Origin of the sequence: Polynucleobacter sp. MG-28-Ekke-A2 (assembly GCF_035012985.1) — a bacterium.
In the GTDB taxonomy this organism is placed as follows: domain Bacteria; phylum Pseudomonadota; class Gammaproteobacteria; order Burkholderiales; family Burkholderiaceae; genus Polynucleobacter.
Genome location: NZ_JAYGQU010000002.1, coordinates 181842 through 198953, shown reverse-complemented (window position 1 = coordinate 198953; position 17112 = coordinate 181842). Strand labels below are relative to the sequence as shown.

19 protein-coding genes are annotated in these 17112 nt (G+C 44.8%); 3 read left to right on the top strand and 16 right to left on the bottom strand.

All coding sequences use genetic code 11. The annotated features are described in order from the left end of the window. Positions 1-21: 21 nt before the first annotated feature. Genes rfbC through rfbB form a run of 4 tightly spaced genes read right to left on the bottom strand, consistent with a single transcriptional unit; the run spans position 22 to position 3619 of the window. Positions 22-588 carry a dTDP-4-dehydrorhamnose 3,5-epimerase gene (gene rfbC / locus VC188_RS02725; RefSeq protein WP_323482931.1) on the bottom strand — a complete coding sequence of 189 codons (567 nt, stop codon included), beginning with the start codon at positions 586-588 and terminating at the stop codon, positions 22-24. Then, entirely contained in the window at positions 585-1514 is a 930-nt protein-coding gene (rfbA, locus tag VC188_RS02720) for a glucose-1-phosphate thymidylyltransferase RfbA (protein WP_323482930.1), read from the bottom strand. Before rfbA ends, rfbC begins: the two co-directional genes overlap by 4 nt. 44 nt (positions 1515-1558) lie before the next feature. Beyond that, positions 1559-2533 carry a dTDP-4-dehydrorhamnose reductase gene (gene rfbD / locus VC188_RS02715; protein ID WP_323482929.1) on the bottom strand — a complete coding sequence of 325 codons (975 nt, stop codon included), beginning with the start codon at positions 2531-2533 and terminating at the stop codon, positions 1559-1561. A 27-nt stretch (positions 2534-2560) separates the two neighbouring features. Beyond that, positions 2561-3619, bottom strand: coding sequence for a dTDP-glucose 4,6-dehydratase (rfbB, locus tag VC188_RS02710; RefSeq protein WP_323482928.1), 1059 nt, complete (start codon positions 3617-3619; stop codon positions 2561-2563). A gap of 162 nt (positions 3620-3781) precedes the next feature. Between rfbB and VC188_RS02705 the strand changes: the two genes are divergently transcribed. Then, a complete protein-coding gene (locus VC188_RS02705; RefSeq protein WP_323482927.1) occupies positions 3782-4738 on the top strand; it encodes a glycosyltransferase family 10 domain-containing protein in 957 nt (318 codons plus the stop codon). 28 nt (positions 4739-4766) lie between these two features. Here VC188_RS02705 and VC188_RS02700 read toward each other — a convergent pair whose 3' ends face one another. The 8 genes from VC188_RS02700 to VC188_RS02665 form a co-directional block, all read right to left on the bottom strand. After that, a complete protein-coding gene (locus tag VC188_RS02700; RefSeq protein WP_323482926.1) occupies positions 4767-5495 on the bottom strand; it encodes a glycosyltransferase family 25 protein in 729 nt (242 codons plus the stop codon). 3 nt (positions 5496-5498) lie between these two features. Continuing rightward, positions 5499-6401: a DUF6492 family protein gene (locus VC188_RS02695; RefSeq protein ID WP_323482925.1), complete on the bottom strand. Its 903-nt coding sequence runs from the start codon at positions 6399-6401 to the stop codon at positions 5499-5501. Further along, positions 6398-7741, bottom strand: a complete 1344-nt coding sequence (locus VC188_RS02690) for a glycosyltransferase (RefSeq protein WP_323482924.1) — start codon at positions 7739-7741, stop codon at positions 6398-6400. Before VC188_RS02690 ends, VC188_RS02695 begins: the two co-directional genes overlap by 4 nt. A gap of 10 nt (positions 7742-7751) precedes the next feature. Next, positions 7752-8711 carry an aspartate carbamoyltransferase catalytic subunit gene (locus tag VC188_RS02685; protein ID WP_323482923.1) on the bottom strand — a complete coding sequence of 320 codons (960 nt, stop codon included), beginning with the start codon at positions 8709-8711 and terminating at the stop codon, positions 7752-7754. Beyond that, a complete protein-coding gene (gene pyrR, locus VC188_RS02680; protein WP_215321429.1) occupies positions 8711-9211 on the bottom strand; it encodes a bifunctional pyr operon transcriptional regulator/uracil phosphoribosyltransferase PyrR in 501 nt (166 codons plus the stop codon). The genes VC188_RS02685 and pyrR overlap by 1 nt, the downstream gene beginning before the upstream one ends. 44 nt (positions 9212-9255) lie before the next feature. Continuing rightward, positions 9256-9669, bottom strand: a complete 414-nt coding sequence (ruvX, locus tag VC188_RS02675; protein WP_323482922.1) for a Holliday junction resolvase RuvX — start codon at positions 9667-9669, stop codon at positions 9256-9258. Then, positions 9662-10261: a YqgE/AlgH family protein gene (locus VC188_RS02670; protein ID WP_251368560.1), complete on the bottom strand. Its 600-nt coding sequence runs from the start codon at positions 10259-10261 to the stop codon at positions 9662-9664. The genes ruvX and VC188_RS02670 overlap by 8 nt, the downstream gene beginning before the upstream one ends. 66 nt (positions 10262-10327) lie before the next feature. Beyond that, a complete protein-coding gene (locus VC188_RS02665) occupies positions 10328-11140 on the bottom strand; it encodes a YdcF family protein (RefSeq protein ID WP_323482921.1) in 813 nt (270 codons plus the stop codon). Positions 11141-11213: 73 nt separating this feature from the next. Here VC188_RS02665 and VC188_RS02660 point away from each other — a divergent pair, with 73 nt between their 5' ends. Further along, entirely contained in the window at positions 11214-12686 is a 1473-nt protein-coding gene (locus tag VC188_RS02660; RefSeq protein WP_323482920.1) for a deoxyribodipyrimidine photo-lyase, read from the top strand. Positions 12687-12735: 49 nt separating this feature from the next. Then, positions 12736-13575 (top strand): symmetrical bis(5'-nucleosyl)-tetraphosphatase, encoded by an 840-nt coding sequence (locus VC188_RS02655; protein WP_323482919.1) that lies wholly within the window; start codon positions 12736-12738, stop codon positions 13573-13575. A gap of 25 nt (positions 13576-13600) precedes the next feature. Here the strand turns inward: VC188_RS02655 and hemL are convergent, their stop codons facing one another. The 4 genes from hemL to VC188_RS02635 all read right to left on the bottom strand — a co-directional run bounded on the left by hemL (position 13601) and on the right by VC188_RS02635 (position 17099). Next, complete coding sequence (hemL, locus tag VC188_RS02650; protein ID WP_323482984.1) at positions 13601-14902, bottom strand: glutamate-1-semialdehyde 2,1-aminomutase; 1302 nt, start codon at positions 14900-14902, stop codon at positions 13601-13603. A gap of 13 nt (positions 14903-14915) precedes the next feature. After that, the gene (locus VC188_RS02645; RefSeq protein ID WP_071464595.1) at positions 14916-15086 is read right to left on the bottom strand and encodes a rubredoxin; all 171 of its coding nucleotides are present in this window, start codon (positions 15084-15086) and stop codon (positions 14916-14918) included. Positions 15087-15167: 81 nt separating this feature from the next. Further along, positions 15168-16604 (bottom strand): THUMP domain-containing class I SAM-dependent RNA methyltransferase, encoded by a 1437-nt coding sequence (locus VC188_RS02640; RefSeq protein ID WP_215321424.1) that lies wholly within the window; start codon positions 16602-16604, stop codon positions 15168-15170. Between the two features lie 69 nt (positions 16605-16673). Further along, on the bottom strand, positions 16674-17099 hold the full coding sequence (locus VC188_RS02635; protein ID WP_215321423.1) for a CopD family protein: 426 nt from the start codon (positions 17097-17099) through the stop codon (positions 16674-16676). Positions 17100-17112 lie beyond the last annotated feature (13 nt).

The window sequence follows — 17112 nt, the reverse complement described above, 5'->3', positions numbered from 1 at the left end:
TTTGAAAATTGCCGAAGGCATCTAGAACTTGGGTGCCACGTCCCATGAAAGACCGGCCACATCCTTGGCATTCATATTGGGCTCGATACCAGCGGGCAAAGGCCACTCTATACCCACTGTTGAATCATTCCAAGCAAGGCAAGCTTCACTCTGTGGATGGTAATAATCCGTTGTCTTGTAAAGAAATTCTGCTGTAGGTGTGAGTACCAAAAAGCCATGAGCCAATTGAGCAGGAATCCACAATTGCTTGTGGTTTTCTGCGCTCAATTCAACACCAACCCATTTACCGTAAGTTGGTGAATCCTTACGAATATCGACAGCCACATCAAATACGCTACCAGCCACGACTCGTACTAATTTACCTTGAGTCTTCTCTATTTGATAATGCAGGCCACGCAAAGTCCACTGACGTGAAAAAGAATGATTGTCTTGCACAAACTGGACATCAAGGCCAGTTGCACTTGCAAAGTCCTCTGCATTGAATGATTCGGTAAACCAACCGCGCTCATCGCCAAAGACTTTTGACTCCACAATATAAACATCATGAATCGCAGTAGGTGTTAACTGCAACTTAGAAGGAATGCTCATTTAGGAACCTTCTTGGCAGAAAGTGAAATGGGTTGAGCTGAGCTATTGAGCTCGTTCAAAATCTTACCCAAGTACTGACCATAACTATTCTTGCTTAACTGTGCAGCAACCTTCTGTACCACTTCAGCGCTAATCCAACCTTGGCGATAAGCAATTTCTTCAGGACAGGCCACCATCAAGCCTTGACGCTTTTGTAGAGTGGCAATGAAACCTGCCGCATCTAACAGAGAATCATGCGTTCCAGTATCCAACCAAGCAAATCCACGACCCATAATCTCGACATTCAGCTCATTCTTTTCAAGATAGGCACGGTTGACATCTGTAATCTCGAGTTCACCACGAGCGCTGGGCTTAATCGAGGCAGCAATATCGCAAACCTGATTGTCATAAAAATATAAGCCTGTTACTGCATAGTTACTGCGAGGCTTCAAAGGTTTTTCTTCAATCGACAGCGCTTTGTAGTCTTTATCAAACTCTACTACGCCATAACGCTCCGGATCATTCACGTGATACGCAAATACAGATGCACCCGAAGTACGATTGTTTGCACTATTGAGTTGATCAACCAATTCATGGCCATAGAAAATATTGTCGCCCAGCACTAATGCGCTTGGATTATTTCCTACAAAGTTTTTGCCTAGCGTGAATGCTTGCGCCAAACCATCTGGTGAGGGTTGCACGCAATACTCTATATTGAGACCCCACTGCGAGCCATCGCCTAATAGTTCAGAAAATCGAGGAGTATCTTGCGGCGTAGAAATTAAGAGAATGTCGCGAATACCAGCCAACATTAGGGTACTTAATGGGTAATACACCATTGGCTTGTCATAGACTGGCATTAATTGCTTTGACACTGCCTGAGTCACTGGATAAAGACGGGTACCAGACCCACCAGCCAAGATGATGCCTTTGCGATTTAAAGCCATTTATTACCCCTGTTTCAGCACCCCAAGAAAGCCAATGAGGGTTTTTAAATTAAACCCTTTGAAGCTAGCTTGGATACATACTCTTGAACCATGCCATCCCATGCTGGGAAATTTGGCACATTTTGGAGTTGATTATAAGAGTTTGAAGCTTTGGAAGCCCCATCTTGTATAGCAGAACGTAGTTTTACGCTATCCATGCGTGAATTCATGGGTCTGGGGGCTGGGAGTGGGTATTCAACTGCCAAAATAGGCTTAATTGCCCCTGGTTGAGCCTTGAGCTCAACTCCAGCATTCAGGGCGGATTGAACCGCGAAAGTCGCCAAACCATGCCAAGTAGTCTCACCTGCTGGCACGGCATGATAAATACCGGATGGGAATTGCTTTAACTTCCATGCTGAATCTAATGCCAAATCCAGACTTATGCCGGCAAGCCAATCCGCACTAGTGGGGACGCCATGTTGGTCATGAATGACTTTTAATTCTTCACGCTCTTTTGCTAAGCGCAACATCGTACGAATGAAATTACCACCATCCCCATAAACCCAGCTGGTTCTGAAAATAGCAAATTGGCCTTTTGCAGAATTTGCAAATACTTTTTCTATTGACTCTTCACCCGCAGCCTTACTCTTGCCATAAATTCCCAAAGGATTGCGTGGGTCGTCTTCAATATAGAAACCATCTTTACTGCCATCAAACACATAATCTGTGGAGTAGTGCAGAAAGGCGGCATTATTTTCTGCGGCATAACGCGCCATTAATTCGGGGGCTTTTGCATTTACCGCATAAGCTAAATCGATTTCAGTTTCTGCTTTATCCACTGCTGTATATGCAGAAGCATTAATAATGAGATTTGCTTTTGCTATATTGAGTTGCACGAGTACTTCCTCTTCTTTACTAAGGTCGCACTCCGCTCTACCGAGATAAGTTATATCCAGATTTGCAGAGGCTGGAAGTTCGTCAAATAAAGCTTTGAATGCTTTACCCAGTTGACCATCTTTTCCGAAAACTAAAATATTCACGCAGTTATTTAATCTCAGTATTTACGGTTAGTTGTACTGTTTTTGCAGCCAGTCACGATAAGACCCGCTCACTACGCCATCGATCCAGACAGGATTATCCAGATACCATTGCACTGTTTTACGAATACCTGTCTCAAAGGTCTCGGCTGGTTTCCAACCCAACTCGCGCTCTACCTTGCTAGCGTCAATCGCATAACGGCGATCATGACCTGGGCGGTCTTTTACAAAGGTGATTTGCTCGACGTAGGACTTGCCATCTGCGCGGGGCTTTAGGTCATCCAAAATGCTACAAATGGTTTTCACAACATCAATATTGGCCTTTTCATTCCAACCACCGATGTTGTAAGTCTCACCCAATTTACCTTTAGCCAATACCTCACGAATAGCGGAGCAATGGTCGCCTACATAGAGCCAATCGCGAATCTGTTGGCCATCACCATAAATAGGTAATGGCTTGCTATTGAGCGCATTTAATATCACCAAAGGAATTAATTTTTCTGGAAAGTGATAAGGGCCATAGTTATTAGAACAATTGGTGGTTACTACTGGGAACCCATACGTATGAAACCAGGCACGTACCAAATGATCGGATGCTGCTTTAGATGCTGAGTACGGGCTATTGGGCTCATACGAATTTGTTTCCGTAAATGCTGGATCGGTTAAAGATAAGGATCCATAAACTTCATCAGTTGATATATGATGAAAACGGAACCCTTCTTTAGCCCCTCCTTCAAGACCGCTCCAATACTCACGAGCACACTCTAGCAAATTAAACGTACCAACGATATTGGTTTCTACGAAATCCGCGGGCCCATGAATGGAGCGATCCACATGACTCTCGGCAGCAAAATTCACAATTGCACGTGGCTTATGCTCTTTCAACAATTTGGTAGCTAACTCTTTGTCACCAATATCACCATGCACAAATACGTGGCGAGCATCATTCTTAATAGAATCCAGTGTCGCCAGGTTACCGGCATAAGTTAACTTATCTAAATTAACAATTCCTTCTGCCTTCGGATCGGCCAGCCAATCCAAAACAAAGTTACCGCCGATAAATCCCGCGCCGCCCGTCACTAAAATCATGCAACCCCCAAAGCCCAGAATGAAGTTATAGAGCCTTTAAAAGCTCAACTGACCTCAATGATACCAACTCATCAATCTGGGATTTGAGCGTTTTCGAGACGTTTATCAAGGTAGTTATTACAATTGAATACTTCATTTAGGCATCTAGAAAGTAAGGTATTTATGACTGCAATCAGAGTATCCGCTGTAGGGGTGCCCAGCGACTATAAAACCAGCCTTGTACCTGCCATATGCCATAACCTCGGCTATCAAATTGAATGGGTTGAGCCCAAACAATGTGATTTGATGATCATCGGATCATTTCATCATTTAGGCAAAAAGAAGTTGGCCTGGTGCCCTAAACCCCTTAGACCTTTGGTTGCCAGCCTAAATAATGGGCTTCAATCCATTGTCCCCACATCACATAAACCACCTTTAATCCTTTTCCAGACTGGCGAGAATCTTCGGCATGATTTTGTCTCCAATGACTATGCGCTCACTTTTGATCTAGGGATTTCTGGCCCCCATCACTTCCGCATGCCTTACTGGATGGAAGTTGCCGACTGGTCATCAGAGGGGGTGAATGGCAACACTAACCCCAGATATGGCAAGTTGCTAGATATCAATCGCCTCCTTCAGCCGCTTGGTCATGACTTTCTGATGCGCCCGCAAAAGGCGGCGATATTTGCTTCACACCTCAGAGAGCCCAGGGGCACCCTATTAAATGCCGTTAAGAATCAAATCGAGGTGGTGGAGTTTGGAAAATCATTCAATCCAAATATTAAAAACCATTCCGAAAGTGGCTTGATTAAGTTTGATGAATTACAAGCATTCGCCTTTAACTTATGCCCCGAAAATGGCATGCACCCTGGTTACTACACCGAGAAAATTCCAGAAGCGTTTATGGCGGGATGCCTACCCATTACTTGGGCTGACGAAAATGTAAAGGTAGACTTTAATCCGCAAGCATTTATTAATTTAGCGCCAATGTCAGCAGATCACTTTGCTGAACTAGGTCAAATATTGCATTCGAAAAGTAAGCTTGCACAATATGCAGAGCAGCCTTTGCTATTACAAAAGCCATCACTTGATCCCCTGAAAAGCTACCTAAAGGATATTATTCAGACTGCTCTTAGTTAATCAAATGGGATGAATATTTCTGATTTAATTATTTTGGAAACCAGGGGTCTTTACTCAGCACCCGATCAAGCGCTCGGGCAACCGATCTCCATCGCTTGTGCAAACCTTTAACGGGAGAACGCTCAGAGCGATCAGCAATAGTCGATTTAGCGCGCGTAATATCCACTGGATATGGACGAATTGCCAAAAATTCCAAGCCATGCTTTTGATGATGCTCCAGAAAATGATCAACGGGCTCATAGATATCTACAGAATCGTGAATTAACTGCCTTGCTATCACTGGCTTTAATAGGTATGCGGTAGCACCGACAGCATCGCCTTCATTTCTAACGAATGCGACGCCTGATTTTTCAACTAAGGTCTTGTAAGGCACTTCATATAAACCCTGCAGCCTGAGGAAATCCCAGCAATCATCTGCCTCAAGAATGGTGCCGAGCACACTCTCAAAATTGGCCGCTAAAACAAAATCATCTTCTAAAACTAGGGTGGGTGCATTCTCACTTACACAACGCTTCCATGCCTCTTTATGAGAGAGATAGCAGCCAATCTCATTGGGGGTTAATTCATAACCCTGTAGTCTTTTCACTTTAGCTGGCTTGTACTCAATTGGCCTTGATGCCAAAGCAGAGCCATCAATCGCATCCAGAAAAGACCAGGGTAAAGAAATTTTTTGCATTTCTTTCTCAACCTGTTTTCTGCGATCAAGTGATCTTTGCAATGAAATAACAAAAATCTTGATATTTAAAGGTGCTGACATGAATTAAAGGTAACTTTGTAAATAGCGGCCGAAACGTTTGATGCGGCGAAGAGCAAGAGAGAGAAATGCCTTAGTGGACCCACCAAAGTCCATTCCAGAATCCCAGTTTGATTGATAGATCACGCCCAAGTAATTTGCTTTTAATTTACTCTCGGACTCACCCGTTCTGCGCAGCAGATAGTATTGCCAATCATAGTAGTAGATCCTAAATAATTGCTCAATTGGGTACAAAGGAATCGCGCGGTAGTTCAATAAAGCCTCGAGATACAACAGCGTCTCTGGATGTTCGTTATTCGAGATATCCCAGAAATGCAAACCTCTGGGTTCAAGATATTGGCTATCCAAAGACTGCCAAACCTTGGCCGACCAAATAAATGGTGGGCATGGGCAATAGTAGTTTGGACCTACCCTAGAAAATAAAGCCTTTACACAATCACCCTCTTTACGAAGATTGGCTTCAACCTTTGCATGCCCTCGATTAATCGATAGCTGAAAAAATTCTTTATTTTGATAGATGACTGTGTATGGAGTGTCATCTGCGCTTAAAAAATCAGCTCGATGGAAATCTTTAATAAAGACGCAATCCGAATCGAGACAAACATAATTCTCAGCTAAACCAAGACGCCAAAACTCAGATTTAATGACCTGCTGACTTAAGCTACCAGATCTCGTTTTTTCGATGCCAGCGGGTACTCGAGGATTAGAAGCAATAATCGACTCATCAGAAACCCACTGGTACCCAGTGCCTTCTCCCAAAACCGATTGCAACTCCTGATATTGATCTGCGGGAGTAGAAATATAAAAGGGGATTTGGTCGACGTTGTATAGATTAATTGATTCTAGCAAGCGCTTAAGACGCAAAAAGTCTCTGCGGTAAGATTTGCAATAGAGGACGATATCTTTCAAGCGCTTCTTTCAGTTTTAGCTTGCACTTCAGAAAGTATTCTATATGCAGCTTGATTTACGCCAATCGGAACGCCTTTGGGTACTGCCAACTGTTTACCTTCCCAGTCCAACCAAATTCTCTCTAAAGCAAGCTCGATAGCCTCTGGGTCATTTTGAGGGCTCAAGTAAGCCGAGCGCTCCAATAACATTTGATCCAATTGAGGGTTGCGATGGGTGATACCCCAAATTGGCCTACCCGTCCAAAGATACTCATAGAACTTAGAGGGAATGTATTCTGCGCACCACTCATCATTGCCATGCAAAAGAATTAAAACGTCCGCTGACTGCATTTTCTCAACCACGCGCTCACGTCCTGACTTACCGGTAGTGGGATCTTTTTCTAAACGTCCGTGGGCAAGTAAAACATCGTCAAACGCTAGTTTCTTGAGAGCATCCACAGTTAACGAATCTAGAGGCGCTCCATAGGCATGCACCCGAATATGCTTTCTTGCTTGAGGATATTTCTTAAATAGCGGGACTAAGGCATTCAGAATGGTGGAAAGAGAGCGATCATTTGCCAAGGAACCAAAGTGACACAGATTCAAATATTCACAATACTGATGCATTTTCTCACCAGTTGAACCGCCAGGCGGTTCAGCGCCAGGCAGAACCATAAAACCATGAGCGTTATATAAGGTATTTAAATTGGGGTTGCGTACTTTCGCGTAATGTACGGCACCATCGGTAAACCACCAGGCTAAATCCGCATATTTACAGATTTGCTTTTCTAAATATTGCCTAAAGCGAGCATCGCGATTACTGGGCTTTTCAAAACCGGAATCGTCTGGACTCTGACGAATGACCAATGGATCATGAATCTCTACGATCCATGGCGCACCCGTTTTTTTCTTGAGCCATAAACCCGCCAAATGGGCAGACCACGCTCCCCCTGTTGAATAAATAAGATCAACTTTGCCAGACCGAATTAAATATAGGCCATGAAGGTAGGCAGGAATCGACCAAGACCATTGACTGGAATAGCCAAGAGCAAACTTTTCTAAGGCAATAAACGGGGCAAGCAGCAAAGAAACAATGCCGGTTGAAACCTTATAGAAAAATCCTCTGCCGTATTGATTAGCAATCCAATGACGAAAATCAAATCGGAACGCTGCTGGGCCCCAAGCTAAAAATTGACGATGAGGAAAGCGTTTATCTTTAATTCCGGTGATGGCGCTAAAGACAATGGGCTCAATACCCGCCTCTAAAAAATAAGGGATCTTATCGGTAATTGTTTGGCTTGACGCACGACCATCCATATTGAAGCCATGCGACAGAATCAACCAACGTTTTTTGGACAGCATGCTTATGATCTTAGTTGCCAGCAACTATAGACATCACAGCCATGCGCACAGCAATACCAAATGTCACTTGATTGAGAATGACGGACTGAGGACCATCAGCCACTACTGAGTCAATCTCCACACCCCGATTCATGGGGCCTGGGTGCATCACAATTGCATCTGACTTAGCTAAGGCTAAACGAGTCGGTGTTAAACCATACTGCTTAAAGAAAGCATCGCCCTCAGGTACCTGCCCGGCTTCCATGCGCTCTTTTTGGATGCGCAAGGTCATCACTACATCAACATCCTTTAAGCCTTCTTCCATGTTGTGGAAGACTTTAACGCCGAGCATATCTAAATCACTTGGGAGCAGGCTTTCTGGACCAATGGCGCGGATGTCTTCGCAACCTAATGTGGTCAACGCATGAATATTGGATTTGGCTACACGGCTGTGCACAATATCTCCCACAATCGCAACCTTTAGACCCTTGAAGTTTTGTTTGAAGTGCCGCATGGTGTACATATCCAGCAAACCTTGAGTTGGATGCTGATGGCTACCATCGCCAGCATTCACAACGTGTACATGCGCTGGTACGTGGTTTGCAATTTCAATAGGGGCTTTAGAAACACCATGTCGCACAACAAAAATATCCGCCTGCATTGCTACTAAATTATCAATCGTATCGAGAAGACTCTCGCCCTTAGCAGTGGAGGATGTAGAAATATCTAAATTAATCACATCTGCAGATAAACGTTTTGCAGCAATCTCAAAAGTAGTTCTAGTGCGAGTAGAGTTTTCAAAAAACAGGTTGAATACGCTCTTCCCTCTAAGTAGTGGGACTTTTTTCACCTCGCGCGCAGGATCAGTCACGCTTACAAACTGTTGGGCAGTATCCAAAATATGGAGAATCTGCTCTTTAGGTAAACCTTCAAGCGTTAGAAGATGCGTTAACTCGCCAGCGGAATTAAATTGATTGACTAGCTGACTCATTATTCACGCTCCTCTAACTGAAAGCTGAACTTACCAGCGGTATCTTTCTCTAAAACCAGAAGTTGATTCTCCGGAACTTCTATCTGTTCACCAACAAAGTTGGCAGCTACTGGAAGTTCGCGATTCCCTCGATCAGCCAGAACCATCAACTCCACTTGAGCGGGTCGGCCGAAATCAAATAACTCATTTAAAGCCGCGCGGACAGTTCTACCCGTTAACAAAACATCGTCAATCAAAATCACATTGGCGCCGTTTACATCAAACGGTAAATGGGTGGTCATAGTACTAGCAGTACGCAAAGCAGTCATACCCTTCTCGGCATAATCATCCCGATGAAAAGCCACATTAATTACACCAAAGTGTGGAAGCCCTAAATCGTGAGCCAAACGCTCAGTAATCCAAGCGCCTCCCATAGCGAGACCCGCAAGTTCAAAGGCACCCTCTTGCGCTCTCTTACGCAAGTTCTCTAGTAATTTTCCGTATAACTGTTCAGCGTTCATTCTTGGGTCCGGTGCTTATATCAATTCCATTTTTGTAACTATTTTTAATTTAAAGACTTCGTGCTTTGCTCTGCAAAATACTGCTCTAAGATCAAAACGGCAGAGTGGGCATCTAGATTGTCGTACATCTCTGGATCCCCCTCTAAAACGGCTGACGTATAGCGCTCATCGACCCAAACAACCGGCAAATGAAAGCGTCCATGTAGCTGATTGCCAAAGCGGGTTGCTTTAGATGTCATCTCATGGGGCGTGCCATCTGGATGCATTGGCTTTCCAACCACCAATTGGTCTGGCTGCCAATCCTTTAATAGAGACTCAATCGCTTGAAAAAGAGCATCGCTAGTTGGCGCTGCAATCGTCTTTAAAGCTTGTCCCGACTTGGATATCGAGTTTCCAACTGCCACACCCACTCTGCGAGTTCCATAATCAAAAGACAGTATGGTCAATGCCTTAGGCATGCCCAGCCTCACCAGACAAATGAGACAAATCAAACCCTAGGTGACTCACTGCCTTCTCGTAACGCTGGCTCGATGGCGTATTAAAGATGATCTCAATCATTTGCTCACGTGCCAGCGGAACATTCATCCAGCCATTCAGCGTAATTTCTTCTTCAAGCTGACCAGCACCCCATCCGGCATAACCCAAGGTCATCAAAAAATGTTGCGGTCCTTTACCTGCAGCAACTGCCTCAAGAACATCCTTTGAAGTAGTCATCGTCAAGCCGCCGGGAATAATTAAGGAAGAGCTATATGGACTTAGTGAATCAGACTCATGCAAGACAAAGCCCCGCTCTATCTGAACTGGACCGCCAAAATATACTGGTTGCTTTAATAATGGGGCAATTTCCAATTTCAACTCAATCTTGTCAAAAAGAGTTTCTAAATCAACCTCGGTAGGTCGATTAACCACCAAGCCCATTGCACCTCTTTCGGTATGCTCAAACAGATAAATAAGAGATCCAGCAAAATTAGGGTCCACCATGCCCGGCATAGCAATTAAAAACTGATTGGCGAGATGGTCTGCAGAAAAGGAAATTGATGACTCTGACATAGAAGCTCGTTCTGAAGCAGGGGGTGCTTTTTTAGCAGAAGTCATATGGCTTATTTTACAGAATATCTAGATTTTTCCGGTAATCCAGTAAGCAAAAAGACCAACTATTTCATGAACTAGGATGTTCCAGTTGTGAGCTCCATCCACCAAGTCAAACATCGTCCACTGAAGGCTATTGGCCGTTTGATAATCGACTAACATTGGAAGCACTTCTAAACCCTGTTTTTGAAAAATCTTGGTAGAGCGGTACATATGGCTGGCGGAGGTAATGAGAAGCCATGGCTTGGGCTCCCCCGATTCCGTTTTTAAGCCAAACTCCTCAATCATGGGCTTCATATGAAACACATTTTCATAGGTATTTCGAGATTGATTTTCGTAATGCGCGTTCTGCTCGCTTAAGCCCTGCTCTTGAATCAACCGCTTAAATGCATCCGCCTCTGTAATCCCCTTAGGTGTTATGCGCCCTGAATAACCGCTGAAGATGAATGGCACATTGGGGTTTTTGCGTATTAACTCGAATGCTTTAGTCACTCTCTCGGCAGATGAGCGTAGAGAAACCTCGCCGCGATCTCCAATTATTTCTCCATCCTCAATGGCGCCACCCAGAATAATGATGCCACCCACTTCGTTATTGGATAATTTTGTAATCTCAGTTTTGGACACGGCATTCTCAAGTGCTCTAAGAAACACTTCAGACGCAGGAAGCCAACCCACCAGAGCAAGATCTACCAAAGCTAGCACTAAGAATCTCTTACAGAGGTGCGGCTTTCGCAAGGATAAAAAGAGAAGGGCCAGCAAAACGAAAATAGGCACCCAATTGAGTGGCTCAATGCAAAATTGCACTACCTTCGAGAGAATAAAAAAGATCGTATCCATCATTCCTTAGGATCTTAACCTGTCAGCCCCGCCTAGCCGCCTGCATTTACCGTCAATAAGCCCTAATATAGGGGCTATGCAAAAAGCTCTCGTTTGGCTCCGCCGTGACCTCCGCCTCTATGACAATGCCGCGCTTCACCACGCCCTGAAAGATAGTGGCCAGGTCTGGCTCACCTTTATCTTTGATACGGACATTCTCAAGCCCTTATTGAAGGGTGATTTAGATGCCAACGGACTAAAGCATGACCGCCGCGTGGATTTCATCTGGCAGGGCATAAAGCAAATGGATGATGAGCTGCGTAAGCAAGGTAGTGGACTCATCGTTCGCTTCGGAAAACCCGCTGAATGTATTCCTGCAATTGCCAAAGAGCTAGGTGTCGAAACCGTCTTCACAAACCATGACTACGAACCTTCAGCAATTGAGAGGGATGAAACTGTAAAAGCGTCCCTAGAAAAGTTGGGAATTCATTTTGAGAGCTTTAAAGATCAAGTCATTTTTGAGAAAAAAGAAATTCTTACAAATTCAAACACTGTCTTTTCTATATTTACGCCCTATAAAAATAATTGGCTAAAGACTCTCCAAGAAAAAGATCTCGCTGCATATGAATGCAATCCAAAGCCAGGTCAAATGGCAGCAATTCCTAAAAAATTAGATCAAAAACTGCCTTCTCTTGAGTCGATGGGATTTTGCCCCACCGGCATTGAAAGCTATATCCCACCTGGATCAGATGGTGGTCAAGCCTTCTTAGAGGACTTCCTGCCCCGCATTGATAAATACCAAATCGGCAGAGACTTCCCGGCAATTAAAGGCGTAAGTTATCTATCAACCCACTTACGTTTTGGCATGCTCTCTATTAGGGGCTTGGTACGCGAAGCGCATCGACGTATGCTGGCAGGCAGTATGGGTGCAACAATATGGTTGAGTGAATTGATTTGGCGTGATTTTTATTTCATGATCCTCGCCAACCATCCTCGTCTTGCAACGGGAGCATCTTTTAAGCCAGACTATGACAACATTGTTTGGGAATCTGGCTCTAAAGCAAAGAAACTATTTGCTGCTTGGTGCGAGGGAAAAACAGGATATCCGCTTGTGGATGCAGCCATGCATCAACTCAATCAAAGCGGTTACATGCATAACCGCTTACGTATGGTGGTGGCAAGCTTTCTGACAAAAGATCTGGGAATTGATTGGCGCTGGGGCGAAGCCTACTTTGCAGAACATCTCAATGATTTTGAGCTTTCCTCAAATAACGGTGGATGGCAGTGGGCCTCGTCATCCGGGTGCGATGCCCAACCCTACTTTCGCATCTTCAACCCTATTACTCAATCTGAGAAGTTTGATCCGGAGGGCAAGTTCATCAAACGCTACCTGCCGCAATTAGAAAAGCTCTCTAAAAAGTCTATTCACGCCCCCTGGAAAACTGGCCATATTGAGCTAGAGGCTGCCGGGATCGTCATCGGTCGCGACTACCCACTGCCAGTAGTAGATCATGATGAAGCGCGCAAAAATACCTTAGTGCGTTACAGAGTAGTCAAAAAAGTTGCCTAATACACGGAATCATTAGAGCCCTATTCACAGTTCCGATTTAAGATAGGGTATGAGCAAGATCTACGCCGTAGGCGATGTGCAGGGCTGTGCGCCCTCTCTGAAAGCCCTAGTCAAGAAACTCCCTAAAAAATCCAAGCTGATTTTTTTAGGGGATCTCGTTAATCGTGGTCCAGACTCACTTGGTGCATTACGCCAACTAAAAGCCTTACAGGAATCAGGTCGCGCTGAATGCATTCTTGGCAATCATGACCTACACCTCCTAGCAATCGATGCAGGACTTCGCAAATCGAAAGGGCTGGATACCATAGAACCCATATTGTTGGCGCCCGATCGCAGAGAACTCATTCATTGGATTCGAAACCGTCCAATGGCGCTAAGTAACGGCAATGTTTTAACTGTGCACGCGGGCGTCCTGCCACAATGGGACTTACAGCAAACGATTGAATGTGCTCAAGAAGTTGAAAAAACTTTACGTAGTAAATCGTATAAAGATTTTCTAGCCAATATGTATGGCAATACACCAAATCAATGGAACAAATCTCTGAAAGGTTATGAACGCCTACGCGTGATTACCAACACTTTAACTAGAATGCGTTTCTGCACACCAACTGGAAAAATGGAATTTGAGAGCAAGGAAGGCCTAGAGCAAGGCCCTAAAGGCTATATCCCCTGGTTCAAAGTCCCAGGCAGGAAGACTCGAGATGTCCTCACCTATTTTGGCCACTGGTCTACATTGGGCTTATTGCGTCAAGACAATGTGATTGGACTCGATACCGGCTGCGTGTGGGGTGGGAAACTCACTGCTCTGGAGATTTCAAGCTCCAATAAAGACTCCAAAAATCTAGAAATTATTCAGGTGAGTGGCTATGACCACCCACTCCGAATGTAATTTTTCCCTGGAAGTAAAAACTTTTTTAAAGTTTTTTAAATGATTTCTCGGCAGCAGCAATGATGGCATCGACCACAGCATTGTCATGTGCAATGGATGTGAAGCCAGCCTCATAAGCTGAAGGCGCTAGATAAACACCTTCATCTAACATCAGATGAAAGAATTTCTTAAACGCTTCAATATTGGTTTTAGTAACCGCTTCAAAAGTAGTTGGCACTTGAGCGGCAAAGTAAAAGCCAAACATACCGCCAACGCTGTCCACAGCAAAAGGAATATTGGCCTTATCTGCAGCTTGTTTTAAGCCCGCCATCAACTTTTCTGTTTGGCCAGTCAAGCATTCGTAGAAACCTTCGCGAGAAATAATCTCTAAAGTTTTTAGGCCTGCAGCAACTGCTACTGGGTTGCCAGATAAAGTGCCCGCCTGATAAACATTACCCAAAGGGGCAAGCTTGTTCATAATCTCTTTCTTGCCGCCAAACGCCGCCATAGGCATGCCGCCGCCCATGACCTTACCAAGGCAAGTTAGATCAGGGGTTATGCCCTGCAAGGACTGAGCGCCACCTAAGGCGACTCTAAAACCAGTCATCACTTCGTCATAGATTAAAACGCTGCCATGCTTACTCGTCAAACTTCGAATAGCCGATAAAAATTCTTTTGAAGGCTGAATCAGATTCATATTTCCAGCAATAGGCTCAATGATGACGGCAGCAATTTGATCGCCCTGTTTTTTGAACACTTCTTCAATCGCAGCAATATCGTTATATGGCAGCACTAAAGTGTGTTTAACCAAATCCTGCGGAACGCCACCAGAAGAAGGCGCATTTTGGGCAGAGTCGGCAAAGGTAAGTAAGCCTGAGCCTGCTTTGACTAAGAGACTATCGGCATGGCCGTGATAGCAACCCTCAAACTTAATAATTAAGTCACGGCCAGTGTAACCGCGAGCCAGACGCAAAGCACTCATCGTCGCTTCAGTTCCGCTAGAAACCATCCGTACTTGTTCAACGCTCGACATAAGCGCGCAGATACGCTCAGCTAATTCAATCTCGCCTTCAGTCGGAGCGCCATAACTAAAGCTGGTCTCAGCGGCTTTCTGAACTGCAGAAACAACTTCGGGATTAGCATGGCCAGCAATCATCGGACCCCAAGACATAATTAAGTCGATATAGCGCTGACCGTTGGCATCCCAAAAATAAGGGCCCTGGGCTTTAGTAACAAAACGGGGAGTTCCGCCCACTTGACGAAATGCTCGCACTGGAGAGTTGACACCCCCAGGAATTGTCTTTTGTGCACGCTCAAATAAAACTTCGTTTTGATCTACTTTTACCATCATTACTTCCGAATTAAATTGCCATCATTTCAAAATCTTCTTTGCGTGCACCGCACTCTGGACAGGTCCAATTCATCGGCACATCTTTCCAGAGGGTTCCTGGTGCAATACCTTCATCAGGCAGTCCAGCGGCTTCGTCATAGACCCAACCGCAGATCAAACACATATACGTTTTAAATTCCATTACTTAACTCTCTGAGTATCAATTGCTGCTTGAATTTAGCTGCATTAAGCCTGCTCTTTTATTTTAAAGTTTTTGAGTGCTTTAAGCCGGTCGCTTAGCATGCATCTCAAACTTGAATAAACGGCACTCCAAAGGACCGTTAAATAAAGGGGTGCGCTTGGATTCTTTGATGCGTAGCTGACCTGGTAGAGCCATATCCGCAGTCAAAACAAAAATATTCCAGCCACCAAAATCGTCTTTGAGATGCTGTCCAAATTGACGCAAAAACTCGACAAACTTTGGATCCTGCTCTTCCTGGGCTTGAAGCTTCTTCAAGGATTCACGACTTGAACGTTTAGCACTTTGACGGCCAGTCTCTAAGTTCAATTCAAAACGATTATCAGGTTCATCATCGTAGTTAGCATCTTCAGGAGAAGCGCGATCCTGACCACGTCCACCTTTAATGACCAGACGCTCGCCATAAGGGGGGTTTAATAACATCACACCCTCACTCAGATTGCCAGGTGCTTTGGCAGCCAAGGCATCCACCTGACGTACCACCGGCTGATCGGGTAATTGGGCTCTTTGCCAATTGCCTTTGAACATTGATACTAATTTCTCGTTGATATCGCCACCGGATATTTTCAGAGCATCGACATTTGAATATTGCTTACGCTTTTCCAGCATCAAAGCAAGCGCCGCCTCTTTCAAATCTACCCAGCGCTTTTGCTCAGCAGCTTCATGAAACGGCTTGAGTCTTTGAAACCCAAAGCCATGGGCAGATGTCACCAAAGGGCGGTAAGCCAATCGACTTGGTTTGGCATCATCGCCATACATGCCTGCACGAATAGCGCCAGGAGGAACAGCCAATGCAATCTGCGCAGCCTCAATCAAGAAGGTGCCACTACCGCACATAGGATCAAATAAGGTTTGGCCTGGTTTCCAAGAGGTTATCGACAAAATACCGGCTGCTAAATTTTCCTTCAGGGGTGCATCACCCTTTTCGTCGCGCCAGCCCCGCTTAAACAATGCTTCGCCTGAAGTGTCCAAATAAATCGTAACTTGGGTTGCTGTCAAATGCGCCTGCACTCGCACGTCCGGAAACGCAGTATCGATACTAGGACGATCGCCAGTCACGTCACGTAAACGATCAACAATGGCATCTTTAATTTTGAGCGTTGCAAAATTTAAACTCTTTAATGGGGAGCGATGTGCCGTCACATCCACTCGTAAAGTTTGCTTTGAACTAAACCATTCCTCCCACGCCAAGCCGCTCGCTAATTTATATAAGTCCTCTTCTTGCCGATAAGGTGCTTGAGCCATTTGCAATAACACCCGACTCGCAATACGAGAATGTAAGTTCAGCGCCATTGCAGCAGAGATCGGAGCAGCAAGACCAACACCACCGGTAGGACTTGTGGGCGTAGGATCAATTACCCATGCTCCTAATGCCTTACATTCTGGGCGTCCAGCAATCTCGGCTAGCTCCTGGGCAAGCGGCACTTCCAAACCGCCTGGACAAACAACAAAAAATCTCATGGGGCTAACAGTCTTTAAGTAGGGGGATTAAAAAATTAAACGGTATTGAGTAGTATTAAAAAGCTGGTCTTAAGGCTTAAACAACACCAATGCAACAATAATGACCAACAAGATCACTGGGACTTCATTAAACCAACGAAACCAAACGCCAGATCGTTTATTGACTCCCGCACGAAACTTTTTGAGCAAACTTAAACAGGCATGGTGATACCCAATAACTAAGATCACAAAGAACAATTTGGCATGCATCCAGATATCGCCAGCACCAATGCCAAAGTAAAGCCATAGTGTCAAACCTAGTATTACGGCTGGCACAGCCAAGATAGTCATAAAGCGGAAGAGGCGATCTGCCATACCCAATAAACGGGCACAAGCATCAGAGTTTTTCTCTTCAGCCAAGTTCACAAAAATTCTAGGCAGGTAAAACAAACCGGCGAACCAAGAGGTGATGAAGACGATGTGAAAGGTTTTTACCCAGAGGTAGGCGTTGCTCATATATTTTTTGCTC

Bases quoted from the DNA above. Each gene is read 5' to 3' on its own strand.
- VC188_RS02660 (WP_323482920.1), top strand. From the start codon at position 11,214: ATGCAAAAAGCTCTCGTTTGGCTCCGCCGTGACCTCCGCCTCTATGAC.
- VC188_RS02640 (WP_215321424.1), bottom strand. From the start codon at position 16,604: ATGAGATTTTTTGTTGTTTGTCCAGGCGGTTTGGAAGTGCCGCTTGCC.
- VC188_RS02685 (WP_323482923.1), bottom strand. From the start codon at position 8,711: ATGAGTCAGCTAGTCAATCAATTTAATTCCGCTGGCGAGTTAACGCAT.
- VC188_RS02700 (WP_323482926.1), bottom strand. From the start codon at position 5,495: ATGTCAGCACCTTTAAATATCAAGATTTTTGTTATTTCATTGCAAAGA.
- pyrR (WP_215321429.1), bottom strand. From the start codon at position 9,211: ATGAACGCTGAACAGTTATACGGAAAATTACTAGAGAACTTGCGTAAG.
- rfbC (WP_323482931.1), bottom strand. From the start codon at position 588: ATGAGCATTCCTTCTAAGTTGCAGTTAACACCTACTGCGATTCATGAT.
- VC188_RS02635 (WP_215321423.1), bottom strand. From the start codon at position 17,099: ATGAGCAACGCCTACCTCTGGGTAAAAACCTTTCACATCGTCTTCATC.
- ruvX (WP_323482922.1), bottom strand. From the start codon at position 9,669: ATGCCTAAGGCATTGACCATACTGTCTTTTGATTATGGAACTCGCAGA.
- VC188_RS02670 (WP_251368560.1), bottom strand. From the start codon at position 10,261: ATGTCAGAGTCATCAATTTCCTTTTCTGCAGACCATCTCGCCAATCAG.
- VC188_RS02705 (WP_323482927.1), top strand. From the start codon at position 3,782: ATGACTGCAATCAGAGTATCCGCTGTAGGGGTGCCCAGCGACTATAAA.
- hemL (WP_323482984.1), bottom strand. From the start codon at position 14,902: ATGGTAAAAGTAGATCAAAACGAAGTTTTATTTGAGCGTGCACAAAAG.
- rfbA (WP_323482930.1), bottom strand. From the start codon at position 1,514: ATGGCTTTAAATCGCAAAGGCATCATCTTGGCTGGTGGGTCTGGTACC.
- VC188_RS02665 (WP_323482921.1), bottom strand. From the start codon at position 11,140: ATGATGGATACGATCTTTTTTATTCTCTCGAAGGTAGTGCAATTTTGC.
- VC188_RS02655 (WP_323482919.1), top strand. From the start codon at position 12,736: ATGAGCAAGATCTACGCCGTAGGCGATGTGCAGGGCTGTGCGCCCTCT.
- VC188_RS02645 (WP_071464595.1), bottom strand. From the start codon at position 15,086: ATGGAATTTAAAACGTATATGTGTTTGATCTGCGGTTGGGTCTATGAC.
- VC188_RS02690 (WP_323482924.1), bottom strand. From the start codon at position 7,741: ATGCTGTCCAAAAAACGTTGGTTGATTCTGTCGCATGGCTTCAATATG.
- rfbB (WP_323482928.1), bottom strand. From the start codon at position 3,619: ATGATTTTAGTGACGGGCGGCGCGGGATTTATCGGCGGTAACTTTGTT.